The sequence below is a fragment of the Klebsiella sp. YJ genome, from assembly GCF_002108615.1.
Classification (GTDB): domain Bacteria; phylum Pseudomonadota; class Gammaproteobacteria; order Enterobacterales; family Enterobacteriaceae; genus Klebsiella; species Klebsiella planticola.
Genome location: NZ_MTEG01000017.1, coordinates 82,242 through 107,110, shown reverse-complemented (window position 1 = coordinate 107,110; position 24,869 = coordinate 82,242). Strand labels below are relative to the sequence as shown.

22 protein-coding genes are annotated in these 24,869 nt (G+C 59.8%); 7 read left to right on the top strand and 15 right to left on the bottom strand.

The genetic code is table 11. The features are described 5' to 3' along the window. Positions 1 to 12: 12 nt before the first annotated feature. On the bottom strand, positions 13 to 1,218 hold the full coding sequence (locus BV390_RS18520; RefSeq protein ID WP_032687954.1) for a bifunctional succinylornithine transaminase/acetylornithine transaminase: 1,206 nt from the start codon (positions 1,216 to 1,218) through the stop codon (positions 13 to 15). Between the two features lie 528 nt (positions 1,219 to 1,746). Between BV390_RS18520 and BV390_RS18510 the strand changes: the two genes are divergently transcribed. From BV390_RS18510 to BV390_RS18485, 6 genes are all read left to right on the top strand, one after another. Beyond that, a complete protein-coding gene (locus BV390_RS18510) occupies positions 1,747 to 3,021 on the top strand; it encodes a Glu/Leu/Phe/Val family dehydrogenase (RefSeq protein WP_004861355.1) in 1,275 nt (424 codons plus the stop codon). A gap of 249 nt (positions 3,022 to 3,270) precedes the next feature. After that, positions 3,271 to 3,702 carry a MarR family winged helix-turn-helix transcriptional regulator gene (locus tag BV390_RS18505; protein ID WP_032687956.1) on the top strand — a complete coding sequence of 144 codons (432 nt, stop codon included), beginning with the start codon at positions 3,271 to 3,273 and terminating at the stop codon, positions 3,700 to 3,702. Then, on the top strand, positions 3,702 to 5,354 hold the full coding sequence (locus BV390_RS18500) for an MFS transporter (RefSeq protein ID WP_032687958.1): 1,653 nt from the start codon (positions 3,702 to 3,704) through the stop codon (positions 5,352 to 5,354). Before BV390_RS18505 ends, BV390_RS18500 begins: the two co-directional genes overlap by 1 nt. Positions 5,355 to 5,382: 28 nt before the next feature. Further along, positions 5,383 to 6,468, top strand: coding sequence for an HlyD family secretion protein (locus BV390_RS18495; protein WP_032687959.1), 1,086 nt, complete (start codon positions 5,383 to 5,385; stop codon positions 6,466 to 6,468). Then, a complete protein-coding gene (locus tag BV390_RS18490) occupies positions 6,465 to 7,844 on the top strand; it encodes an efflux transporter outer membrane subunit (RefSeq protein ID WP_032687960.1) in 1,380 nt (459 codons plus the stop codon). The genes BV390_RS18495 and BV390_RS18490 overlap by 4 nt, the downstream gene beginning before the upstream one ends. A gap of 15 nt (positions 7,845 to 7,859) precedes the next feature. Continuing rightward, positions 7,860 to 8,519, top strand: coding sequence for an O-methyltransferase (locus tag BV390_RS18485; RefSeq protein ID WP_032687961.1), 660 nt, complete (start codon positions 7,860 to 7,862; stop codon positions 8,517 to 8,519). A gap of 119 nt (positions 8,520 to 8,638) precedes the next feature. On the opposite strand, the gene hrpA is transcribed toward BV390_RS18485, so the two are convergent. Continuing rightward, positions 8,639 to 12,541: an ATP-dependent RNA helicase HrpA gene (hrpA, locus tag BV390_RS18480; protein ID WP_085397204.1), complete on the bottom strand. Its 3,903-nt coding sequence runs from the start codon at positions 12,539 to 12,541 to the stop codon at positions 8,639 to 8,641. 201 nt (positions 12,542 to 12,742) lie between these two features. Here hrpA and azoR point away from each other — a divergent pair, with 201 nt between their 5' ends. Next, the gene (gene azoR, locus BV390_RS18475; RefSeq protein WP_032687963.1) at positions 12,743 to 13,348 is read left to right on the top strand and encodes an FMN-dependent NADH-azoreductase; all 606 of its coding nucleotides are present in this window, start codon (positions 12,743 to 12,745) and stop codon (positions 13,346 to 13,348) included. A gap of 268 nt (positions 13,349 to 13,616) precedes the next feature. Here azoR and paaY read toward each other — a convergent pair whose 3' ends face one another. From paaY to paaA, 13 genes are all read right to left on the bottom strand, one after another. Next, on the bottom strand, positions 13,617 to 14,213 hold the full coding sequence (gene paaY / locus BV390_RS18465) for a phenylacetic acid degradation protein PaaY (protein ID WP_032687964.1): 597 nt from the start codon (positions 14,211 to 14,213) through the stop codon (positions 13,617 to 13,619). Positions 14,214 to 14,222: 9 nt separating this feature from the next. Next, positions 14,223 to 15,149 carry a phenylacetic acid degradation operon negative regulatory protein PaaX gene (gene paaX, locus BV390_RS18460; RefSeq protein WP_163922586.1) on the bottom strand — a complete coding sequence of 309 codons (927 nt, stop codon included), beginning with the start codon at positions 15,147 to 15,149 and terminating at the stop codon, positions 14,223 to 14,225. Between the two features lie 130 nt (positions 15,150 to 15,279). Then, positions 15,280 to 16,596: a phenylacetate--CoA ligase PaaK gene (gene paaK / locus BV390_RS18455; RefSeq protein ID WP_032700076.1), complete on the bottom strand. Its 1,317-nt coding sequence runs from the start codon at positions 16,594 to 16,596 to the stop codon at positions 15,280 to 15,282. Between the two features lie 26 nt (positions 16,597 to 16,622). Then, the gene (gene pcaF / locus BV390_RS18450; RefSeq protein ID WP_032700034.1) at positions 16,623 to 17,828 is read right to left on the bottom strand and encodes a 3-oxoadipyl-CoA thiolase; all 1,206 of its coding nucleotides are present in this window, start codon (positions 17,826 to 17,828) and stop codon (positions 16,623 to 16,625) included. Further along, positions 17,828 to 18,250, bottom strand: a complete 423-nt coding sequence (gene paaI, locus BV390_RS18445; RefSeq protein ID WP_032687967.1) for a hydroxyphenylacetyl-CoA thioesterase PaaI — start codon at positions 18,248 to 18,250, stop codon at positions 17,828 to 17,830. Before paaI ends, pcaF begins: the two co-directional genes overlap by 1 nt. Beyond that, complete coding sequence (gene paaH, locus BV390_RS18440; protein ID WP_085397203.1) at positions 18,240 to 19,682, bottom strand: 3-hydroxyacyl-CoA dehydrogenase PaaH; 1,443 nt, start codon at positions 19,680 to 19,682, stop codon at positions 18,240 to 18,242. Before paaH ends, paaI begins: the two co-directional genes overlap by 11 nt. A 3-nt stretch (positions 19,683 to 19,685) precedes the next feature. Next, positions 19,686 to 20,474, bottom strand: a complete 789-nt coding sequence (paaG, locus tag BV390_RS18435) for a 2-(1,2-epoxy-1,2-dihydrophenyl)acetyl-CoA isomerase PaaG (protein ID WP_032687969.1) — start codon at positions 20,472 to 20,474, stop codon at positions 19,686 to 19,688. 2 nt (positions 20,475 to 20,476) lie between these two features. Next, positions 20,477 to 21,244 (bottom strand): 2,3-dehydroadipyl-CoA hydratase PaaF, encoded by a 768-nt coding sequence (gene paaF, locus BV390_RS18430; protein ID WP_032700037.1) that lies wholly within the window; start codon positions 21,242 to 21,244, stop codon positions 20,477 to 20,479. After that, positions 21,241 to 22,311, bottom strand: a complete 1,071-nt coding sequence (paaE, locus tag BV390_RS18425) for a 1,2-phenylacetyl-CoA epoxidase subunit PaaE (RefSeq protein ID WP_032687972.1) — start codon at positions 22,309 to 22,311, stop codon at positions 21,241 to 21,243. Before paaE ends, paaF begins: the two co-directional genes overlap by 4 nt. Before the next feature lie 7 nt (positions 22,312 to 22,318). Next, entirely contained in the window at positions 22,319 to 22,816 is a 498-nt protein-coding gene (gene paaD / locus BV390_RS18420) for a 1,2-phenylacetyl-CoA epoxidase subunit PaaD (protein ID WP_049267979.1), read from the bottom strand. A 12-nt stretch (positions 22,817 to 22,828) separates the two neighbouring features. Further along, positions 22,829 to 23,584, bottom strand: coding sequence for a 1,2-phenylacetyl-CoA epoxidase subunit PaaC (gene paaC, locus BV390_RS18415; protein WP_032696329.1), 756 nt, complete (start codon positions 23,582 to 23,584; stop codon positions 22,829 to 22,831). A 7-nt stretch (positions 23,585 to 23,591) separates the two neighbouring features. Continuing rightward, positions 23,592 to 23,879 carry a 1,2-phenylacetyl-CoA epoxidase subunit PaaB gene (gene paaB / locus BV390_RS18410; protein ID WP_004861295.1) on the bottom strand — a complete coding sequence of 96 codons (288 nt, stop codon included), beginning with the start codon at positions 23,877 to 23,879 and terminating at the stop codon, positions 23,592 to 23,594. Positions 23,880 to 23,890: 11 nt separating this feature from the next. After that, entirely contained in the window at positions 23,891 to 24,820 is a 930-nt protein-coding gene (gene paaA, locus BV390_RS18405) for a 1,2-phenylacetyl-CoA epoxidase subunit PaaA (protein WP_085397202.1), read from the bottom strand. Between the last annotated feature and the right edge of the window lie 49 nt (positions 24,821 to 24,869).

Below are 24,869 nucleotides of genomic sequence, written 5' to 3'. Positions count from 1 at the left end.
ACCGTCTCCCGATTAGCGCGTCAGGCGGGCGACGGCGCGTTCAAGGCGCACGAAAGCGTCCTCAATGTCCGCCAGCGGAATATTGAGCGCCGGTGCAAAGCGCAGAACATCGGGACCGGCAATCAGCGCAATGAGACCCTCTTCCGCTGCCAGATTGGTCAGGGTTTTGGCCTGGCCGCGCAGATGGCTGGCCAGCTCCGCGCCGATCAGCAGCCCCATACCGCGTACCGCACTAAAGAGATCGTAGCGGGCGTTCAGCGCATTCAGCTTCTCGACGATAAGGTCATGCCGCCGGGCGACGCCGGCCAGCAGCTGGTCATCCAGCTGTGCCAGAACGGTATTGGCGACCGTCGCCGCCAGCGGATTGCCGCCGAAGGTGGTGCCGTGGGTGCCTGGCTGGAAAACCTGAGCCCAGGCCTCTTTGGCCAGCATCGCCCCGATCGGGAAACCGCCGCCGAGTCCTTTAGCGCTGGTGAGAATATCCGGCACCACGTTGTAGTGCTGGTAGGCATACAGCGTGCCGGTACGTCCGGCGCCGGTCTGGACCTCGTCAAAAATCAGCGCCGCATCGTGCTGGTCGCACAGTTCGCGCAGCGCCTGCAGGAACGCCGGGTCGGCAGGCATCACGCCGCCTTCGCCGATAATCGGCTCGACGATCACCGCGCAGGTGCGGTCCGATATTGCCGCTTTGACCGCCGCGATATCGTTATAGGGCAGATGGGTAATATCCTGCGGCAGCGGCGCATAATCGCATGAGTATTTCGGCTGCCCGCCAACCGTCACGGTAAACAGCGTGCGGCCGTGGAAAGCGTTCTGGAAGGCGATGATTTCGCTTTTTTCGCCGCCGGACTTATCGTGGGCATATTTTCGCGCCAGTTTCAGCGCCGCTTCATTGGCTTCCGCCCCGGAGTTACAGAAGAACACCTTATCGGCAAAGGTCGACTCCACCAGCGTTTTCGCCAGCTGCAGCACCGGTTCATTGGTGTAGCCGTTGCCGATATGCCAGAGGTTATCAAGCTGAGATTTCAGCGCCGCAACCAGCGCCGGATGGGTGTGCCCGAGAGAGTTAACGGCAATACCGCCCGCTAAATCGATATATTCTTTACCCTGCTGATCCCAGACTTTCGAGCCCGCCGCCTTCACTGGAATAAAGGGCGCAGGGGCAAAACAGGGAACCATGTAAGAATTAAAATCTTCACGAGTCATAGAGCCTGACATAACAATTCTCCGGAACGAATATTGGCATTATTCAGTGGGCCAATCATGGTGAGTCGACATTAACAATTCCCCGCGCCTTGTTTTACGGGCGAACGAGCCCGTTGCGATGAAGGTAAATTCACCACAATAAAACAAAGCCTTTTTATATTTATGGGTATTTGTTAACTCTCAGTTAATACCTTGTGTATTGCGTGCCCTCATGCTGGGCCCTGTCGCGTAACAAAGTCAATACCGGAACTGTCATTTTATTCACTTTTTGAAGATCATCAAGATAATGATAAATATGAAAAAATTATTTTACCATTCACTTAAGTGCATAAAATATGCATACAAATGCACAACATGACCGCATTTTTCGGTGCGTAGTTATGCAATCAAAAAACCAAAGTTCTAACAAAAATTTAAAATTCGGAATGCCCGTCAAATACCGGTTTATAAAATTGGTGATAACATTCATTGCACAGAGTTTACTGCTGTACCTATTCCACGGTTTCACACGACATAAATAACATTGAGAACAGGACTCTTATGGAAAAGTTATCTTACGCATCTGAAAGTAGTACATCTCCATGGACAACCTACCTGCGCCAGATCGACCGCGTCGCGCCTTATCTGGGCGATCTCGCCTACTGGGTGGAAACTCTGCGTCACCCCAAACGCGCGCTGATTGTCGACATTCCGGTGCAGATGGATGATGGCACCATCCGCCACTTTGAAGGTTACCGCGTACAGCACAATCTATCGCGTGGACCGGGTAAAGGTGGTGTTCGCTACCATCCAGACGTTGACCTGAACGAAGTGATGGCACTTTCTGCCTGGATGACCATTAAGTGCGCCGCGGTCAATATTCCTTACGGCGGCGCCAAAGGCGGCGTTCGCGTCGACCCGTTCAGCCTGTCAGAAGGCGAGCTGGAGCGTCTGACCCGCCGCTATACCAGCGAAATCGGTCTGATTATCGGGCCGCAGAAAGATATTCCGGCCCCGGACGTCGGCACCAACGGTAAAGTGATGGCGTGGATGATGGATACCTACTCCATGAACCATGGCACCACCATTACCGGCGTGGTGACCGGCAAGCCGATTCACCTCGGCGGTTCGCTGGGACGTGAAAAAGCGACCGGGCGCGGCGTCTTTATTACCGGCCGTGAAGTCGCCGGTCGTTCCGGGATTGAAATTGAAGGCGCGAAAGTGGCGCTGCAAGGTTTCGGTAACGTCGGTAGCGAAGCCGCACGTCTGTTCGCCGAAGTGGGCGCGCGGATCGTGGTGATTCAGGACCACACCGCCACCCTGTATAACGAAGGGGGCATTGATATGGCCGCCCTGACCGCATGGCAGGCTGAGAAGAAACAGATTGCCGGTTTCCCGGGCGCCCGTGAAATCGACAAAGATGCCTTCTGGACCACCCAGATGGACATTCTGATCCCTGCCGCGCTGGAGGGCCAGATCACTCGCGAGCGCGCGGAAAAACTGACTTGTAAGCTGGTGCTGGAAGGAGCGAACGGCCCGACCTATCCGGAAGCGGATGATGTCCTTGCCGAACGCGGCGTCGTCGTGGTTCCTGACGTTATCTGTAACGCCGGCGGCGTGACCGTCAGCTACTTCGAATGGGTCCAGGACATGGCGAGCTTCTTCTGGAGCGAAGAAGAGATCAACGCCAAGATGGACCGCATCATGACTGACGCGATCATTCACGTTTGCGAGAAGGCCGCGGACAAAGAGTGCTCTCTGCGTACCGCAGCCTATATCGTCGCCTGTGAACGCATTCTGATGGCGCGTAAAGACCGCGGTATCTATCCTGGTTAAGGATGCCGCAATCACCGCCCGGGCTATAGCCCGGGCTTTTTTTTGCCCACGCCCGGGCATGCCACCAGCCGCGCCCTTTCCCGGTCCGTTCCTCCCCCTCCCTGCGTGTCTGGTTGTGACGTCTCCCCCCCTGATAAGCGCAGGTAGTGTTAACAACTTTTTAGCATCTGCCCTTGAATTTGGTTTTCCATCAGGAATAGAATCGTTAGAGCTCTAATGATTTTGTCAGGATCGGATACGAAGAAGACTATGGATAACCGCCAGCTTACCTTTTCCCATTTGTTGTATCTCACGGCCCACCACTGGCGGCTGGCGGTCAATCGCCGGCTGAAAGACCTCGGAATGAGTCAGGCCAGCTGGGTCGCGGTGGCGGCCATTGCCCGCAACGCCGAGCCGCTGTCGCAAATTGAGCTGGCCCAGGAACTGGGCGTGGAAAGCGCCACCATCGTTCCACTGGTCAATCGCCTTGTCGGGCTGGGGCTGGTCGAGCGCGTTATCACCGAGCGCGATAAACGCAAACGGCTGCTGGTCGCCACTGAGAAGGGGCTTGAGGTCTATCAACAGGTCAAAACCGTGGCCGACGCCCTGCGTGAAGAGATCCTCAGTTCCATCAGCGCCGAGGAGCGCGAGCACACTCAGCGGGTGCTGGAAAAACTGCTGCGCGAGCTGGAGAAAAAATAATGCCGCGCCGCGAGAGTAATCCCTATCGCCCTCATGACTGGGCGCCGCATGAGAAACCCGCGCTGCTCGGCTCGCCGTCCACGCCGATTCACAGTCCTCCGAAGCGCATCGCCTATGGTATCGTCGGGCTGCTGGTGTGCCTGACCGGCGCGCTGGGTAATGCGGTCGTGACCGCCAACCTGCAAAACCTGCAGGGGACCTTTGCCGCGTGGTCCACCGAAATCGCCTGGCTGCCCGCAGTGTACGTGATGACCAACGTGTCGATTAACCTGCTGCTGGTGAAATTCCGCCAGCAGTTTGGCCTGCGCGCCTTTACCGAAGGCTTCCTCGTGCTCTATGTGCTGGTGACCTTTTTCCACCTCTTCGTCAACGATCTCAGCTCGGCGATGATGGTCCGCGCCGCCCACGGCATGGTGGCGGCAGCGCTCAGTTCTTTGGGTATCTATTATCAGGTGCAGGCGTGGCCCGCTCGCCATCGTTTGAAAGCGTTGACGATTGGTATTACCGGCTCTTCTCTGGCGATCCCCATTGCCCGCCTGTTCTCCACCGAACTGTTACAGCTTGACGAATGGCGCGGACTCTACTTCTTCGAACTGGGGCTGGCGCTGATCTCCCTTGCCTGCGTTATCGTGCTCAAGCTGCCGCCCAGCGATCGGAAAAAGGTGTTCGAGAAAAAGGATTTCATTACCTTCATGTTGCTGGCGCCTGGGATGGCGCTGGTCTGCGCGGTCCTGTCGCTTGGCCGTCTCGACTGGTGGTTTGAAGCCCCGTGGATTGGCTGGTCGCTGGCGGGCGCGGTGGTGTTAATTGTCTCGGCCATTGTTTTTGAGCACAACCGCAGCAACCCGCTGCTCAATACGCATTGGCTTTCCAGCGGCAGTATCCTGCGCCTGGGGCTGATTATGCTGCTTATTCGCATCGTCCTGGCGGAGCAAAATACCGGGGTTATCGGCTGGCTACAGTATGCGGGGCTGCAAAACGAACAGATGGGCACCCTGGCCTGGTCGATTTTCGCCGGCATCCTCAGCGGGATTGTCGCCAGCTGTCTGACCCTCAATCCGCAGCGGCTCTACTGGCCGATCGCCACCGCGCTGGCCTGCATTATGATAGCCTCGCTGCTCGACAGTCAGTCCACCATCCTGACTCGCCCGGAGCAGCTGATGTTCAGCCAGTTCTTACTCGGCTTCGGCAGCGCCTTTTTCCTCGCTCCGGCGATGCTCGCCGGGATCGGCGGCGTCATTGCCGACCCGCGCAACCTGGTCAGTTTTTCGGTGCTGTTTGGCATGAGCCAGAATATCGGCGGCCTGCTGGGTTCGGCTATTCTCGGCACCTTCCAGACCTGGCGTGAGAAGTTCCACTCCAGTCAGTTGGCCGATCAGCTCACCACCCTGAACCCGTTAATTACCGAGCGCCTGCAGCAGTACAGCCAGCTGTACCAAAGCCAGATTGGCGACAGCACCCTGCTGAACGTGCAGGCCAGCACGCTACTGCAAAACGCCGCGACGCTGCAGGCCAATATTCTTGCCTACAATGACACCTATCTTCTGACCGCGGCGATTTCCGCCGGGACGCTGATCTGGGTGTTCTGGCGGTTGATAAGACTGCGTGTTACCGCCCGTATCGCGCTGAAACGCGCGACGGGCAGCAAATAACATTGATAATTTTTACTCTGGAGTCGTTATGAGTCAGCAGGATGCGGCCAGGCAACAGGCCAACACCCGCAATAATATCCGCGTGGTATCTATTTTTACCGCCGCCGCCATCGGCCTTATCGGCGTACTGGCGATTTTGTACGCCTGGCAACTGCCGCCGTTTACCCGGCACAGTCAGTTCACCGATAACGCCTATGTGCGCGGACAGACCACCTTTATCAGTCCGCAGGTCAGTGGCTATGTCACCGCCGTCAACGTGCAGGATTTTGATAATGTCAAACCGGGACAGGTGCTGTTCCAGATTGATGACCGTATCTATAAACAGCGCGTTCACCAGGCGCAGGCGACGCTGGCGATGAAACAGGCGGCGCTGAAAAATAACCTGCAGCAGCGCAAAAGTGCCGAGGCGGTCATTCAGCGTAACGAAGCGGCGCTGCAAAACGCCCGCGCGCAGAACCAGAAAAACCAGGCGGATTTAAAACGCGTGCAGGATTTGACCGCCGACGGTTCACTGTCCATTCGCGAACGCGATTCTGCCCGGGCCAGCGCGGCGCAAGGTTCCGCCGATATCGAACAGGCACAAGCAACGCTGGAAATGTCGCGCCAGGATCTGCAATCAACCATCGTAAACCGCGATGCGCTGGCCGCCGACGTCGCCAGCGCCGGCGCGGCGCTGGAGCTGGCGGAAATCGATCTGAACAACACGCGCATTGTCGCCCCCACCGCCGGTCAGCTCGGACAAATATCCGTGCGCCTCGGCGCCTACGTTAGCGCCGGTACCCACTTAACCTCGCTGGTGCCGCCGCAGCATTGGGTGATCGCCAATATGAAAGAGACCCAGCTGGCACAAATTCGCATCGGCCAGCCCACCACCTTTAGCGTTGATGCGCTGAACGGTGAAACATTCAGCGGTACCGTACAGAGCATCTCGCCGGCGACCGGCGTTGAGTTCAGCGCCATCTCCCCGGATAACGCCACCGGCAACTTCGTCAAAATCGCCCAGCGCATTCCGGTACGCATTGCCGTGAATGACGGACAGAAGAACAGTTCGCGACTGCGCCCGGGGATGTCGGTGCAGGTCACCATCGATACACGCGAGGGAGCGCAGCCATGATCCGCCCGCTGACTCTCGCGCTGGCCCTGGTCCTGATCGGCTGTCAATCGGCGGACGTTCAGCGGGCCGGGCCGTCATTACAGATCCCGGCCGCCTGGCGTGCCGCTGTCGGGCCGACCAGCCCGGTGGAAGGCGTATGGTGGCGCAACTTTCACGACAGCCAGCTCAATCGCTATGTCGACCAGGCGCTACGCTACAACAGCGATGTCCTGATCGCCCGTGAACGGGTCAATGAGTATCAGGCCCGGGCCTACGCCGCCGACAGCACCCTCTTTCCAGCGCTGGATGCCTCATTGACCGGCTCCCGCGCGCGGGCGCAGTCCGCCGCAACCGGCCTGCCCGTGCACAGCACGGTCTACAAAGGCGGATTAACCGCCAGCTATGATGTGGATATCTGGGGCGCCAACCGCAGCGCGGCCAGCGCCGCGCAGGCGAGTCTGGAGGCGCAAAAAGCCGCCGCCGCCGCCGCCGATCTCACCGTCGCCACTTCGGTGGCCGCGGGGTATCTGACGCTGCTCTCGCTGGATGAACAGCTGCGGGTCACCCGGCAGACGCTGAAATCGCGCCAGGACGCGTACAACCTGGCTAAACGTCAGTTTGAGACCGGCTATACTTCGCGCCTGGAGCTGATGCAGGCAGATTCCGAACTGCGTTCAACGCGCTCGCAGATCCCGCCGCTTCAGCATCAGATAGCTCAGCAAGAGAACGCCCTGAGCGTCCTGACCGGCAGCAACCCTGGCAGCATTCAGCGTCAGGATTTCGCCCGACTGACGCCGCTCGCACTGCCGTCCCAGCTGCCCTCCACGCTGCTGAACCGCCGTCCGGATATCGTTCAGGCCCAGCGGCAGCTGATTGCCGCCGATGCCACGCTCGCCTCATCGCAGGCGCAGCTCCTGCCGTCGATCAATTTGACCGCCACCGGTAGCCTGCAGGATCGGACGCTGCCGGACCTGCTCGATAACCCGCTGCGGCTGTGGAGCCTTGGCGGCAGTATTCTCGCCCCGTTGCTCAACCGCCAGGCGCTCAATGCGCAGGTGGATGTGTCGATGGCGCAGCGCAACCAGGCGCTGTACGGTTACGAGAAGACGGTGCGCGGCGCGTTTCAGGAAGTGAATGACAGTCTTGATGCCATCGCCCGCTATGGCGAGCAGTTAAATGAACTCCTCAGTCAACAGGAGGTGGCGCAGGAAACCTTGCGCATTGCGCAGAATCGCTACCGTAACGGCTACTCCTCCTATCTTGACGTACTGGACGCCCAGCGCACGCTGTTCGCTACGCAGATTAGCGTTGTGCAGGTGAAAAACAATCTGCTGCTGGCGCAGGTGGATTTATACCGGTCGCTGGGAGGCGGCTGGTCTGACTCATCAGGGACGTAACGCGGGAAATCGCCTATGCAACAACAATGGTCTGCCGTAGACAGTTATCTGATTGATACTTTAATTCCCCACGATCCGCTGCTCAGCCAGGTGCTGGCGAACAATCAGCGCGCCGGGCTGCCCGCTTTTGACGTCGCCGCGAATCAGGGGCAGTTTCTGGCGCTGCTGGTGCGCATGGTGCGGGCGCAGCGGGTGCTGGAAATCGGTACACTCGGCGGATACAGCACCATCTGGATGGCTCGTGAGCTGCCGGAAGATGGCGAGCTGCTGACGCTGGAGGCCGATCCGCACCATGCCGCGGTGGCCCGAGAAAATCTGCGCCTGACAGGGGTCGATAAGCAGGTCACGCTGCGGGAAGGTCCGGCGCTGCAGACCCTCGAATCCCTCGGCGATCGCCCGCCTTTTGATCTGATTTTTATTGATGCCGACAAACCCAGTAACCCCGACTATTTACGCTGGGCGTTGCGCTATTCCCGAGCGGGAACATTGATTATCGGCGATAACGTGGTGCGCGACGGCGAGGTGGCGAACCCGCACAGCGAGGACGATCGCGTGCAGGGGGTACGACGCTTTATCGAGATGATGGCCGACGATCCGCGTCTGACGGTCACGGCGCTGCAAACGGTAGGCAGTAAAGGCTGGGATGGGTTTACGCTGGCGTGGGTGAACGGCTAATCATCCGCGACGCTGCCCGGACAGCGGCGCGACGCCGTTATCCGGGTAAGCAGGTCAAGCGATTGCTTAAACCCCGTCGCCCGCGCCAGCAGGAACGTCCGCAGCTTGCAAATCGTCGCTTACGCGACGATTTGTTCCATAGCCTGCAGCACCCGCTTGTCGGAGATGGGATATGGCGTTCCGAGCTGCTGGGCGAAGAAGCTGACGCGCAGCTCCTCAATCATCCAGCGAATCTCCTGCACATCCGCATCCCCACGCCGCCCCGGCGGTAGCTTATTCAGCCACTGCTGCCAGGCCTGCTGGATGCTCTCCACTTTGAGCATCTGCGCCCGGTCGCGGTGCGGATCGATGGCCATTTTCTCCAGTCGTTTTTCAATCGCCTGCAGATAGCGCAGGGTATCCCCCAGTCGGCGGAAACCGTTGCCGGTCACGAAGCCGCGATAGACCAGCCCGCCCATCTGCGCCTTAATATCCGACAGCCCCAGCGCCATGCTCATGTCGACGCGCCCTTTCAACCGCTTATTGATGTTAAACACCGCGGTCAGAATCTGTTCGACCTGTTTGGCTATCTCCACCACCGTCTCATTCAGTTCGGCGCGCACCTTATCGTGCAGTTTCGCGAAATCCTCCTCGCTCCACACCGGGCCGCCCGCCTCATCGATAAGTTTATCGACGCCACAGGAGATACAGTCATCAATCAGATCCAGCACTTTGCCGTAAGGGTTAAAATAGAGCCCCAGCTTGGCTTTATTCGGCAGCTTCTCATGCAGATACTTAATCGGCGACGGGATATTGAGCAGCAGCAGACGGCGCAGCCCCTGCCACATCGCCTGCTGCTGCTCCAGCGGATTATCAAACAGCTTAATCGCCACGCTGTCGCGTTCATCCACCAGCGCCGGCCAGGCTTTCACCTTATAGTTGCCGCGTTTTTGCTCGTAGCTCTCCGGCAGTTGACCGAAACTCCAGATATGCAGCCCGCTCTGCTCGATACCATCGTCGGCAACGGCAGAAAGCGTCTCCTGCACTTTGCCCTTCAAGGCCTCTTTTAACTCCTGCAGCGAGCGCCCTTCCGCGAGCTTTTTGTTCTGGTCATCCACCACCCGGAAGGTGATTTTCAGATGATCGGGCACCTGTTCCCACTGCCAGGCTTCGCGGTCGATGGTCACGCCGCTCATACGCCGCAGCTCGCGCTCCAGCGAATCCAGCAGCGGCAGCTCCAGCGGCGTCGCGCGGCCTAAAAACGCCTCGGCGTAGTTCGGCGCCGGCACGAAATTACGCCGCACCGGTTTTGGCAGCGATTTGATCAGCGCGATAATCAGCTCACGGCGCAGACCGGGAATCTGCCACTCAAATCCGGCCTCTTCGACCTGGTTGAGCAACGGCAGCGGAATATGTACCGTCACCCCATCAGCATCAGCGCCCGGTTCAAACTGATAGGTCAACCGCAGCTTCAGGTTGCCCTGATGCCAGAAGTTCGGATAGTCCAGCTTGCTGACCTGCTCCGCCCCCTCTTTGATCAGCATACTCTTTTCAAAGTTGAGCAGATCCGGCGTGTCGCGGCTGGCCGCTTTCCACCACTTATCGAAGTGACGCGCGGAAATAACGTCATGGCTGATACGCTGGTCATAGAAATCGAACAGCGTATCGTCATCCACCAGAATGTCGCGGCGGCGCGATTTATGCTCCAGCTCTTCAATTTCCGTGCGCAGCCTGTTGTTGTCGCGGAAGAAGGCGTGACGCGTCTGCCAGTCCCCTTCCACCAGCGCATGGCGGATAAACAGCTCGCGGCACAACGCCGGGTCCATCTGGCTATAGTTCACTTTGCGGGCGGCGACGATCGGCAGACCGTAGACGGTCACTTTCTCCGTCGCCATCACCGCCCCCTGCGCCCGCTCCCAGTGCGGTTCGCTGTATGACCGTTTAAGCAGGTGCTGCGCCACCGGTTCTATCCATTCCGGGTCGATGCGGGCGGCAATCCGTCCCCACAGGCGGCTGGTTTCCACCAGTTCGGCGACCATCGTCCACTTCGGCGGTTTCTTGAACAAACCGGATCCCGGGAAGATAGAGAAACGCGCATTGCGCGCCCCGGTAAACTCCTGCTTATCGTTATCTTTCATCCCGATGTGCGACAGCAGACCGGTCAGCAGCGCGGTATGGATTTCGCGATATTCCGCCGGCTCGCTGTTAATCGGCAGCCCCAGCTCTTTCACCACCTGGCGCAGCTGGGTGTAGATATCCTGCCATTCACGCACCCGCAGATAGTTGAGAAAATCGGTGCGGCACTGGCGACGGAACTGGTTCGAGGAGAGCGCCTTTTGCTGCTCGCCGAGGTAGTTCCACAGGTTCACAAACGCCAGGAAGTCGGACTCTTTATCGTGGAAACGGCGATGTTTCTCATCGGAGGCCTGCTGCTTGTCCATCGGGCGCTCGCGCGGGTCCTGAATCGACAGCGCCGAGGTGATGATCATCGCCTCGCGCACGCAGCCGTGTTTTTGTGCTTCCAGCACCATCCGCGCCAGGCGCGGGTCAACCGGCAGCTGGCTGAGCTGGCGGCCCATCGGCGTCAGCTTATAGGCGGTCTGCTGCTCGTCGGTGGTAATCGCCCCCAGCTCCTCGAGCAGACGCACGCCGTCCTGGATATTGCGCTTATCCGGCGCTTCAACGAACGGGAACGCGGCAATATCACCGAGGCCCAGCGCGGTCATTTGCAGGATCACCGACGCCAGGTTAGTACGCAGAATTTCCGGGTCGGTAAATTCCGGGCGCGAGAGGAAATCGTCTTCCGAATAGAGACGAATACAGATCCCTTCAGACACACGGCCGCAGCGGCCTTTACGCTGGTTAGCAGAGGCCTGAGAAACCGGCTCAATCGGCAGACGCTGCACCTTGGTACGATAGCTATAGCGGCTGATGCGCGCGGTACCGGGATCGATAACGTACTTAATGCCCGGAACGGTCAACGAGGTTTCGGCGACGTTGGTCGCCAGCACGATCCGCCGCCCGCTGTGGGACTGGAAGACGCGGTTCTGTTCGCTGTTCGACAGCCGCGCATACAGCGGCAGGACTTCGGTATGGCGCAGATTGAGCTTATTGAGCGCATCGGCGGTATCGCGAATTTCGCGCTCGCCGCTCATAAAGATCAGGATATCGCCGGGACTTTCACGTCCCAGTTCATCAACGGCATCGAAGATCGCCTGCAGCTGATCGCGTTCGGTATCGTCGGCATCTTCAACGATTGGCCGGTAGCGCACTTCCACCGGGTAAGTTCGGCCGGACACTTCGATAATCGGCGCGTGGTTAAAGTGGCGCGAAAATCGTTCCGGGTCGATGGTTGCCGAGGTGATGATAATTTTCAGGTCCGGGCGACGCGGCAGCAGTTCCCGTAAATAGCCGAGCAGGAAGTCGATGTTCAGGCTACGTTCGTGCGCTTCATCGATGATGATGGTGTCGTACTGCATCAACAGCCGATCCTGCTGGATTTCCGCCAGCAGAATACCGTCGGTCATCAGCTTGACCATGGTGTTGTCGCTAACGTGGTCGCTAAAACGGACTTTATAGCCGATGCAGCCGCCCGGTTCGCTTTGCAGCTCTTCGGCGATACGGTTGGCCACGGTGCGCGCCGCCAGACGACGCGGCTGCGTATGGCCAATCAGCCCTTTCACCCCGCGCCCCAGTTCCATGCAGATTTTCGGCAGCTGGGTGGTTTTACCGGAGCCGGTCTCCCCTGCCACGATAACCACCTGATGGTCGCGAACCGCCTGCAAAATCTCCTCTTTTTTCTGGCTGACCGGCAGATTTTCCGGGTAGGTAATCGTTGGGCGCGAGGCTTCACGCAGCAGGACTCTCCCTGCGGCTTGTTCGATCTCCTGCGCCATCTCCTGAAGAATGGCCTGCTGGGCTTCAGGATTTTTAACCTTCTTCACGCCATGCAGGCGACGGGAAAAGCGTGACTTATCACGCAGCATCAGGCCATCAAGCCGTTGGAATAGCTGAGAGAAGGTGAACTTTTGTTGTTCTGTCATAGCGTTATCGGGCAGTGCACTGCCGGGAAAAATCTCTTGTGATGTATTGCTGTATATTACCACATCTGCGAATCGCATGCCTTGTTCAAAAAAATTGAATACAGGGTTCGATTTATTGCGCTTTCTCTGTGGCATGATTGTGAATACAGTGTCAACAAGCACCAGGGCATCGACCCGTCAATCTCATATAAGGAAACACCCATGAGCAAAGTATTAGTACTGAAATCCAGTATTCTGGCAGGGTACTCACAATCCGGTCAGCTGTCCGACTATTTTGTTGAACAATGGCGCGAACAGCACGCTGATGATGTTATCACCGTGCGTGACCTGGCAGCCAATCCGATTCCGGTACTGGATGGTGAACTGGTTGGCGCGCTGCGTCCGAGCGATGCCCCGCTGACGCCGCGTCAGCAGGAAGCGCTGGCGCTGTCCGACGAACTGATCGCCGAGCTGAAAGCGAATGACGTGATTGTCATCGCGGCGCCGATGTATAACTTCAACATCCCGACCCAGCTGAAAAACTACTTCGACCTGGTGGCTCGCGCCGGTGTGACCTTCCGCTACACCGAAAAAGGGCCAGAAGGTCTGGTTACCGGTAAACGTGCGGTTGTGCTGACCAGCCGTGGCGGTATCCATAAAGACACCCCGACCGACCTGGTCACGCCGTACCTGTCTACCTTCCTCGGCTTCATCGGTATCACCGACGTGAACTTTGTCTTCGCAGAAGGCATTGCTTATGGTCCGGAAGTCGCAGCCAAAGCGCAGTCCGATGCCAAAGCGGCCATCGACAGCGTGGTTGCAGCATAAGATTTCCACTCCCACCGCCCGGTGGGAGTGTTTTTTTCACCCTCTCCCCATTTCCCTTACGCACCGCCTCGTAGAGCGCAGCTGAAGGCGTCTCCGACGAAAATGGCGCAAGCGCTGGAAAGCAGCGTGGATAGCATTAAAAGCCGGTAATCCAGGCGACGTAACCCCATGGAACTCGCGGCAAAAGTGCTGGCGGCGATTCAGGCGCACCCGGCACTCTTTCGCGAGCGGGCTAAATATGAGGCCCCCGATGCCCGAGGGCTCTTGTTCAGGATGATGATTTCGGCCGCAGGTTCTCGTCAAACTCCAGCCGTTTTCTCTCCGGCTCGGCTTCTTTTAACGGCTCCACCTGATGCAGCGACTGCTTGCAGCGCTCCACCAGCACCTGGTATTCCCGCGTCCCCTGCTTTTTCCACGCGATTTCCTGCTCGCTCAAGGTGCGGATCGCTTTTGCCGGACTGCCGACAATCAGATGGTTGGCCGGCATCTCCGCTTTCGCCTTCACAAACGCCGATGCGCCGACAATGCTGTTCTCACCGATGGTCGCGCCGTCGATAATCACCGCGCTCATTCCCACCAGCGCGTTGCGGCCAATGACGCAGCCATGAAGAATTGCCCCGTGGCCGATATGCCCGTCCTCCTCCACCACCGTATCCTGACCGGGGAAGCCGTGCATCACGCAGTTATCCTGAATGTTAGCGCCGTCTTTAACCACAATCCGCCCAAAATCGCCGCGCAGGCTGGCATTAGGGCCAACGTACACGCCTTTCCCGAGGATCACATCGCCAATCAGTACCGCCGTGGGATGCACGTAGCTTTCATCCGGCACAACGGGAGTCATACCGTCAATCTGATAAATCGGCATCAAGCCTCCTTAGGCGCCTGGCAAACCGCCAAAACGCTGATAATAGAGCGGCCCCGGCGCAGGCAGTTCCCCCACCGAGCTTTCCCCTTTTTCGCCGACGAAGGTCAGCGCGCCGGGAGCGACCCGCTGGTAAATATTGATGCACAGCTGGCGCGCGGTTTGTCCGGCCCAGTGCGCAGGCAGTAGCTCCTCCGGCAACAGCGGATCTTTGAGCACCACGCGACGATAGAAATGGATCAGCAGCAGCTGGATCTGGAAGCAACGTTGCGGCGTTAACTCGTCGGCATCGGCATCGCGCAGCAGCGGTAGCAGCGGGCGAAACAGTGCAATAAAGGTGTCGTACATCGTGTTCTGCTCGGTCAAATGCCAGCACTCTTCCACACGGGCGCGCAGCGCCGCCTGGGAGAGCGCCAATGGCGAATGGGCTTCAAAACAGATCACGTTTTCCGCCACGCCCGCTTCGTGCAGCAGCGACTGGACATCGGCCATTTTTTGCGACGGCGAGGCAAGCAGACTCGGTGCCAGGGCGCCAAAGCCTTGCCACAGCAGCTGCTTTTTCACTTCCGCCAGCTGATTTTTCTCCAGCCCTTCCGACAGCAGCAGCAGCCAGGTCCCGTCCCATTCCGGCGCGCTGGCGCGGTAGATTTTATGCTCCGCCCGGCGCGTCAGACGCAGCCCTTTGTCGCTCAGACGATAGAAACTGCGTCGGCCGATGCGTACCACATCCAGCCACTCCTCTTTGTTCAGCCGGAACAGCGCCGTGCGCACGAACCGTTCGCCAAAGCCCAGCCCTTCCAGCAGCGCGGCCACGCTGCCGAGCCACACTTCTCCACCGCGCTGTAGCAAGGAATCGCCGTACAGCGAGGCGATCAGCGAAGTGCCGCTGATTGGCATCGCTTCGACCGCCTGTTGAATAAAAGTATCGAGTTTACTCATTTGATTCATTCTGTTGTTATTGTTGTCCTTTCTGAATCATAGCACAGGAAAATCCCCGGTAGCGCAGGCTTACCGGGGATCGGGTCTGGTGCCCGGGTCGGGCGCAAGCCGCCACCCGGGAAGACTCGGCTTAACCGTTGGCGACGATTTTGCGCAGGTCGGAGACGCGGCAGGCCTTGCCTTCCGAGCGAGGGATACTTCCGCAGTTGACGATGCTAATATCCGTCGAGATCCCGACCATCGACTTAATTCGGTGACGCAGCTGATGGCAGATCTGGCAGCGCTGCTCATGACTCAGCGACAAGCTGCTCTCTTTCAACTCGACGCGGACCGAAAGTGAATCAAGATGGCCGCGACGATTGACTTCCAGCTGATAGTGCGGCGACAGATGCTCGACTTTCAGAATCTCCTCTTCCAGTTGCGACGGGAAGACGTTGACCCCGCGAATAATCAGCATATCGTCACTGCGCCCGCTGATGCGATCCATCCGGCGCATGGTGCGCGCGGTGCCCGGCAGCAGGCGGGTCAGATCGCGAGTACGGTAGCGAATCACCGGCAGCGCCTCTTTGGTCAGTGTGGTAAACAGCAGCTCGCCGTGTTCGCCATCCGCCAGCGGCGTACCGTCGTTGGGGTTAACCACTTCCGGGAAGAAGTGATCTTCCCAGATAGTCGGACCGTCGGCGGTTTCCAGACACTCCATCGCTACCCCCGGCCCCATCACTTCCGACAGGCCGTAAATATCCAGCGCGGAGATCCCCAGCCGACGCTCAATCTCCCCCCGCATCGCCAGCGTCCACGGCTCGGCGCCGAAGACGCCGACCCGCAGCGAGCAGCGGCTGGCGTCGCCGCCCATCTGGCGCTCCAGCTCTTCAATCAGGTTCAGGCAGTAGGAAGGCGTCACCATAATCATGTCCGGCTGGAAATCGCGGATCAGCTGCGCCTGTTTTTCCGTCTGGCCGCCGGACATCGGGATCACCGTGGCCCCCAGGCGCTCTGCGCCGTAGTGCGCGCCGAGACCGCCGGTGAACAGCCCGTAGCCGTAGGCAACATGAATTTTATCTTTTGCCGTACCGCCGGCGGCGCGCAGCGAACGGGCAACGATATTGGCCCAGGTGTCGATGTCATTCTGCGTATAGCCCACCACCGTCGGTTTGCCGGTGGTGCCGGAAGAGGCATGAATACGCACAATTTGTTCCATCGGTACCGCAAAGGTATCAAACGGATAGTTATCGCGCAGATCCTGTTTGGTGGTACACGGGAATTTGCTCAGGTCGCTCAGTTCGCGAAAATCCTCAGGATGGACGCCCGCCGCGTCAAATTTACGCCGGTACATCGGCACATTGTCATAGGCATGTTTCAGCGTCCATTTCAGGCGCTGGGTTTGCAAAGCTTGTAATTCGTCACGAGAAGCAGTTTCAATCGGATCTAATTTTGTATTAGTTATCATTTTAGGGTACTCGCAGGTAAAGTCGCTCACACTCGCTCAAGGATCATGGCAATGCCCTGACCCACGCCAATACACATCGTACACAGCGCATAGCGCCCGTTCCGTCGCTGCAGCTCCAGGCTGGCGCTCAATGCCAGCCGCGCGCCGCTCATTCCCAAGGGATGACCTAAGGCGATAGCACCGCCGTTGGGGTTAACATGCTCCGCATCGTCCGCCAGCCCCAGCTGTCTGAGCACGCCTAAGGCCTGCGCAGCAAAGGCTTCGTTCAGTTCGATAACATCCATATCGTTAATATTCAGTCCGGCGCGCTCCAGCACTTTGCGTACCGCCGGCACCGGCCCCAGCCCCATAAACCTGGGCTCCACGCCCGCGGTCGCCATCGCCACAATTCGTGCACGTGGGGTTAACCCCTGCGCCCGCGCCTGCTGTTCGCTGGCGATAATCAGCGCGGCGGCGCCATCGTTCACCCCGGAGGCGTTTCCGGCGGTAACCACGCCGCCTTTGCGAAACGGCGTTTTTAGCCCGGCCAGCTGTTCAAGGGTGGTCTCCGCCCGCGGGTGTTCGTCCTCGCGAACCGCGCTCACCGCCCCTTTCTTGCCAATAATTTGCACCGGCACGATTTCCTGCGCCAGAATCCCCGCCCGCTGCGCTTTCGCCGTCAGCTGCTGGCTGCGAAAAGCGAAGGCATCCTGATCGGCCCGGCTGATGTTTAACAATTCAGCTACATTCTCTGCCGTTTCCGGCATACTGTCAGTGCCAAATTGCTGCTGCATGAGCGGGTTCACAAAACGCCAGCCGATGGTGGTATCAAACAGCTCGGCCTGGCGCTGGAACGGCGCGCTGGCTTTGCCCATCACAAACGGCGCCCGCGACATCGATTCCACGCCGCCGGCAATCAGCAGATCCGCCTCGCCGGCTTTGATGGCGCGTGCGGCAAAGCCGATCGCATCCAGGCCGGAACCACACAGCCGGTTGATGGTGGTGCCGGAGACCGTCTGCGGATATCCCGCCAGCAAGGTCGCCATATGCGCCACGTTGCGGTTATCTTCCCCGGCCTGGTTCGCACAGCCGAAAATCACATCATCGATGACCGAGGGATCGAGACCCGGGTTACGGCTCAGCAACTCTCGCAGTGGAATGGCGGCTAAATCATCGGCGCGGACGCTGGCCAGCGCCCCGCCGTAACGACCAATCGGCGTACGAATCCCATCACAGATAAAGGCGTCACGCATCAGACTTCTCCCGTTATTGTGCCGCCGATGCGGTGCGATTTGCCGCGAAACAGGGCCACAATCTTTTGTTGTTGATTAACAATTTCAATGTCGTAGACGCCGGTCAGTTTCCCCTGCTGCTTCACCCGCGCCGTGGCGACCAGCCGGTCGCCGGCAAACGCCGGACGCAGGAAGTCGATACTGGCGGCAGATGCCACCGCCGCCAGCCCCTGGCTGTTGCAGGCGTAGGCAAAGGCGGTATCGGCCAGCGAAAACAGCTGTCCGCCGTGACAGGTCTGATGGCCGTTAAGCATGGCTGGCGAGACGGTCATGCTCATCTGCGCGTAGCCGTCATCCATTTCAATCATCTCGATGCCCAGGGTTCTGGCGCAGGTATCTTTTTCGTACATCGCGCGCGCGTTGCGCCAGGCCTCATTGTTCATTACGCTGCTCCACCAGCGCCTTCTGGCGCAGTAAGGAACCGGGGCGATAACGCTCTTCGCCATAGTGCTGTTGCAGGTTCTCCAGCATGCGCAGCACGCGCTGCCAGCCCACCGATTCGCCCCACGCCAGCGGGCCGTGCGGGTAGTTGACGCCCAGGCGCATCGCGGTATCGATATCTTCCGGGCTGGCGACCCCTTTTTGCACCGCGTCGAGCGCTTCATTAATCAGCATGGCGAGGGTACGCCAGACCAGCAGGCCGGGATAATCGGCAATCAGCAGCACTTTCTTGCCCTGCTGCTGGAAATAGCGCACCGCTTTGTCGGTCGCCGACGCCGGGTTCGTCGCCGCCGTTGCCAGAACCACGGTGTCACCCGCGCAATAGTCATATACCACCACCGGGCAGCCATACTGCACGCTCAGCGCCTGGGCGGTTTCGCCTTCCGTTTCCAGCACACGAACGTCGTCCAGGGCGATCGTGACCCTGCCGGTGACACTGTCACCTGTTGTGCGAACTGCTTTGGCCCCGCAGGTTTCAGCCACTGCGGCCAGCGCCGGCACGGCTTCGCTCTCAAGGGGCCAGCGATAGACGCCCTGGCCGCTCTTCTTGCCCAGACGCCCGGCCAGCGCCAGCTCCTGCTGGACCAGCGATGGCAGAAAACGGCGGTCCTGCCAGAACGCGTTAAACACCGAACAGGTGACGGCGAAGTTGACGTCCTGACCAATCAGGTCGGTCAACGCCAGCGGCCCCATCGGGAAACCGCCGCCGTCGCGCAGCGCGGCATCAATCACCGCCGGGGGAGCCACCTGCTCCTCCAGCGCCCGCCACGCTTCGGCGTAGAACGGCCGCGCCACGCGGTTAACGATAAACCCCGGCGTCGAACGGCAGCGTACCGGCTGCTTTCCCCATGCCGTAACGCACCGGCACAGCTGTTCAACCACTTCCGGCGATGTCGCCAGACCGCTCACCACCTCCACCAGTTTCATCACCGGCGCTGGGTTAAAGAAGTGCAGACCGGCCACCCGTTCAGGGTGCTTTACATCGGCGGCAATGGCGGTAATGGAGATCGATGAGGTATTGCTGGTCAGCAGCGTTGACGGGGAGCAGATCGCCGCCAGCTGGCTGAAAAGCGCTTTTTTGACATCCGGGCGCTCTGACGCCGCTTCAATCACCAGCCAGGCGTCGGCCAGCGCGGCTAACTCGGTGACCGGAACAAGGCGGGAGACCAGCGCATCCGCCTGGTCCGCCGTCAGCTTGCCTCGCGCCACGCGGGCGGCCAGACGCTGACGAATGCCTTCCACCGCGCGGGTCAGCGCCTCGGTGGCGATATCGTAGAGCAGGACAGGATGTCCGGCCGCGGCGGCCACTTCCGCAATGCCGGCCCCCATCGTGCCGGCGCCGATCACGGCGACGGTTTGCAGTGTTTGGCTCATGGTCTATTTCCCGCTGAACTGTGGAGGACGCTTCGTCAGGAAGGCACTGACGCCTTCCCGATAGTCATCGCTGCGTCCGGCCAGACGCTGATAGTCGCGCTCAAGATCCAGCTGCGCATCGAGGCCGTTGGTCTCCGAGACCTGGAGCGCTTTTTTGATAAGCCCCAGCCCGAAGGTCGGCTGCGTCGCCAGATGGCGGGCCAGCTGACGACTGGTATCGGCCAGCTCGGCGTCCTCCACCAGCTGCCAGATCATCCCCCACTGAGCGGCCTGTTCGGCGCTGAGCTTCTCACCCAAAAGCGCCAGCCCCATTGCCCGAGCGCGTCCGGCCACCCGCGGCAGGAACCAGCTACCGCCGCAGTCGGGTACCAGCCCCAGCTTGCTGAAGGCCATCACAAAATTCGCCGACCGCGCGGCGAGAACAATATCGCAGCCCAGGGCGAGGGTGGCGCCCGCGCCGGCCGCCACGCCGTTCACCGCGGCAATCACCGGCTTCGGCAGCGCCGCCAGACGGCGCACCAGCGGGTTATAGAAACGCTCAACGGACAGGCCCAGATCCGGCGCCGGACCGCTGGGGTCGACGTTGCGATCATTTAAATCCTGGCCGGCGCAAAAACCGCGTCCGGCACCGGTAATCAGCAGGCAGCGCACGTTGTCATCGCGCTCGGCCTGAGTCAGACAGGCCGCCAGCTGCTGATGCATAAGATCGTTAAAGCTGTTAAGACGATCCGGGCGGTTAAGGGTAATCGTCATCACACCCTGTTCTACTTCGCTGAGAATAAAAGCGTCCACGATTAGCGTCCTTTAAATTCCGGGGTTCGTTTTTGTAAGAAGGCGTCAATACCTTCGCGGCGATCGTCGGTGGCGCTCAGCAATGTAAACAGCTGGCGCTCCTGTTGAAGACCGGCCTGAAGGCTCACTTCCTGCGCCTGGCGCAGCGACTGTTTCGCCGCACGCAGCGCCAGCGGCGAATGACCGGCGATGGTCGCCGCCAGCTTCAGGGCATATTCGTCGGTCAACAGCGCCGGGGTTATCTCACTCACCAGACCGGCCTGTTGCGCCCGCGGCGCATCAATACTTTCGCCGCTCAGCACCATCCGGCTGGCCAGCGCTTTCCCTACGCAGCGGATCAGACGCTGGGTGCCTCCGGCGCCAGGCATTATGCCGAGGGTGATCTCCGGCAGGCCGAAGCGCGCGTTATCGCCCGCCACCACCAGGTCGCAGAGCAGCGCCAGCTCGCAGCCCGCCCCAAGGGCGTAGCCGTTCACAGCGGCGATCAGCGGTTTCGGAAAGGCATCAATCCGCGCCCACAGACGCGGGCGAATATCGTCCATCGTGGCGGGCAGGTCTTTTTCCGCCATTTCGTTCAGGTCGGCGCCGGCGGCAAAGAAACGGCGGTTGCCGCCGATCACGCAGGCACGGATATCCGGGTCAGACGCCGCCGCGTCCAGCGCGTCGGCAATCTGCGTCAGCAGCGCGTTATTCAAGGCATTACGCGCCTGCGGACGATTCAGGGTCAGCAGCAGGACCCGCTGGTGACGGGCTATCAGCAGATCGCTCATGCCATTCCCCTTGCGTCAAAGTCGACCACCACGTCGCCGCTGGTCGGCAACGCCTGGCAGCTCAGCACATATCCGGCAGCCAGTTCGTCCGCTTCCAGGCTGTAGTTGGCCGCCATCGCCACTTCGCCGCGCAGCACTTTACATTTGCAGGTGGCGCAGACGCCGCCTTTACAGGCGAAGGGCAAATCCGCCCCCTGGCGCAGCGCCGCATCCAGAATGCTGTCATCTTCCGCGGTGAGGGCAATCTGCCGATCGCGGCCGTCCTGACGAATCGTGACGGTGCGGCCTTCAGCCTGCACGCCGGTGGCGCGTTTAGCGCGACTTCCGGGGGTATTAAAGCGCTCAAGATGAATCTGGTTTTCCGCCATCCCCAGCTCGCGCAGCGCCGCTTCAGCTTCATCCATCATCACCGCCGGACCGCAAATAAAGGCCTCGTCGAAGCGGCTGAAATCGAGCAGTCTGGCAGAGAGCGCGCGCAGTTTGTCGCCATCAATGCGCCCCTGCAGCAAATCGCTGTCCATCGACTCCTGGCTGAACAGATGCACCACCTGCAGCCGCTGCGGGTAGCGGTCTTTTAAATCCGCCAGCGCCTGACGAAACATCATGCTGCTGCTACTGCGGTTGCCATAAATCAGGGTGAAGCGGCTATGCGCTTCGGTGGCGAGCGTGGCGCCAATAATCGCCATCATCGGCGTGATACCGGATCCGGCGGCAATCGCCAGATAGTCAGCCTCGCGCCCGGCCTGCGGCTGGTAGCCGAAATGCCCCTGCGGCACCATCACCTCCAGCACCATGCCCTGGCAGATATCGCTCTGCGCATAGCGGGAAAAACGTCCGCCGTCGATGGCTTTGACCGCCACGCTGATTTCCGCCGGCGAGCGGCTGCGACAGATGGAGTAGCAGCGGCGCAGCTCTTCCCCGCCGAGGCGGGCTTTCACGGTCAGATGCTGGCCCGGACGGAAGGCATATTCCGCCTGCAGCGCGTCGGGAATCGCAAAGGTAATGGTCACAGCATCGCGGGTTTCCGGCTCCACTTTCGCGACGGTAAGCGAATGAAACGTCGTCATGGCAACCTCAAATACATTTAAAGTAATCAAAGGGTTCACGGCAGCTGTTGCAGCGGTAAAGCGCTTTACAGGCCGTCGAACCGAATTCACTGATCGGCGTGGTGTGTACGCTGCCGCAGCGCGGGCAAACCACCTCATCCGGAAGACCGGCATGGCAGGCGTGCCCCTGCGGCGGGCTGATGCCGTACTGGCGCAGACGCTCGCGGGCATCCTGGTTCATCCAATCGGTGGTCCACGGCGGGTCAAGCTGCAGGACAATCTGCACCGGCGTATAGCCGTGGCGGGCCATCGTTGCGCGAATCTCCCCCAGCAGATGCTCGGTCGCCGGGCAGCCCGAGTAGGTCGGCGTAAAGCCAATCACCCAGCCTTCACCGTGCGGTGTCACGCTGCGCACCATGCCAAGGTCGGTAATGGTCAGCACCGGCACTTCCGGATCGGGGATCTCACTTAACAGTGCCCAGATAGCGTGGACTTCTGCGGGTGCGATAGCGGCGAGACGTTGCATAGCCACCTCCTGTTACCACTGCTGACCGGGATAAGCGCGTTGCAGATACTGCATTTCCGCCAGCAACGGCCCGAGATGTTCACTGTGCAGTCCCTGTTTGCCGCCGTGGCGAAACGCCGCCTCTTGCGGGATCTGCAGACCGGCATCAAGCAGCGCGGTGTGAACCGTGCTCTGCCACTCCGCCTGCAGGTCGCGGGGGTCAACGGCGATACCCTGCTCAACAAGGGCAATCTCCAGCGCGTCGGCGAGGAACAACTCCCCGGTAAAACGCCACAGATCGTCGACCGCCTGCTGCATTTTCTGCGCCGATACCTCAGTGCCATTGCCCAGACGTTCCAGCCAGCCGCGGCTAAAGCGCAGGTGATAGCGCACCTCCTTGAGCCCCTTGGCGGCGATGGCGGCAATTTGCGCGTCACGACTGTTTACCAGCCGGGTAAACAGCGCCACATGCCAGGCATCGATAAAGAACTGGCGGGCGATGGTATCGGCAAAGTTGCCGTTCGGCTGTTCCACCAGCAGGAGATTGCCGTACTGACGTTCATCCCGGCCGTAGGCCAGGGTATCTTCATCGCCGCTCCCCGCCAGCTCAGCCGCATAGCTGAGGAAGTTGCGCGCCTGGCCCAGCAGATCGAGGCCGATATTAGCCAGCGCGAGGTCAATTTCCAGCTCCGGGGCATGGCCGCACCACGCGCCCAAGCGCTGGGCCAGCACCAGGCCGTTATCACCGAGACGCAGCGCATAGGTTGCAACGGGATTGAGGTTGTTCATCGTTGCCTCACATATGTTCCATGCCGTCCGGCACGCTGTAGAAAGTCGGATGGCGATAGACTTTGCTCTCCGCCGGATCAAAAAACTCGCCGCGTTCTTCCGGCTGGGATGCGACTATCTGGCTGGCTTTCACCACCCACAGCGAGCAGCCTTCGCTGCGCCGGGTGTAGACATCGCGGGCATTTTCCAGCGCCATCTGGTCATCGGCGGCGTGCAGACTGCCGACGTGACGATGGGATAATCCCTGCTTGCTGCGGACAAATACTTCATATAACGGCCAGTAAACGTTGCTCATCATGCTTCTCCTTATGCCGCGTCGCGGGAGTGTTGTTTTTGCGCATGCGCCAGCGCGGCTTCCCGCACCCATGCCCCCTCTTCCCAGGCTTTACGCTTGGCGGCCAGGCGTTCGTGGTTACAAATGCCGCGCCCGTTGATCACTTCATTCAGTTCCTGCCAGTTGATTTCGCCAAAGCGGTAGTGCCCGGTCGCTTCATCCAGCTGCAAATCGGCGTCCGGCACGGTCATGCCGAGGATCGCGACCTGCGGTACGGTGTTATCGACAAAGCGCTGACGCAGTTCGTCGTTGGAGTGCAGTTTGATTTTCCACGCCATGCTGCGGGCGCTGTTCGGCGAGTTATCGTCGCTCGGGCCAAACATCATCAGGACCGGCCACCAGAAGCGGTTAATCGCATCCTGCAACATCTGACGCTGCGCTTCACTGCCCTCGGCCAGCGCCATACAGGCTTCAAACCCCTGACGCTGGTGAAAGCTCTCCTCTTTGCAGATTTTGACCATCGCCCGGGCGTAGGGACCGTAGGAAGTCCGGCACAGCGCCACCTGGTTGACGATAGCGGCGCCGTCGACCAGCCAGCCAATCACGCCGATATCCGCCCAGCTCAGCGTCGGGTAGTTAAAGATCGAGGAGTATTTCATCTGCCCGTCGAGCATCTTCTGATACAGATCTTCCCGGGCGCAGCCGAGCGTCTCCGCCGCGCTATACAGATACAGGCCATGTCCGGCCTCATCCTGCACCTTCGCCAGCAGAATCGCCTTCCGACGCAGCGTCGGCGCGCGGGTAATCCAGTTGCCCTCCGGCAGCATGCCGACAATTTCCGAGTGCGCGTGCTGGCCAATCTGGCGGATCAGCGTCTTGCGGTAGGCATCCGGCATCCAGTCCTGCGGTTCGATGGCCGTATCCTGCGCGATACGCTGGTCAAAGCGTTGTTCTTCTGTCACGTCATCACCTTTATGATTCCAATAAATTCAACAAATACGCATTTGTGAA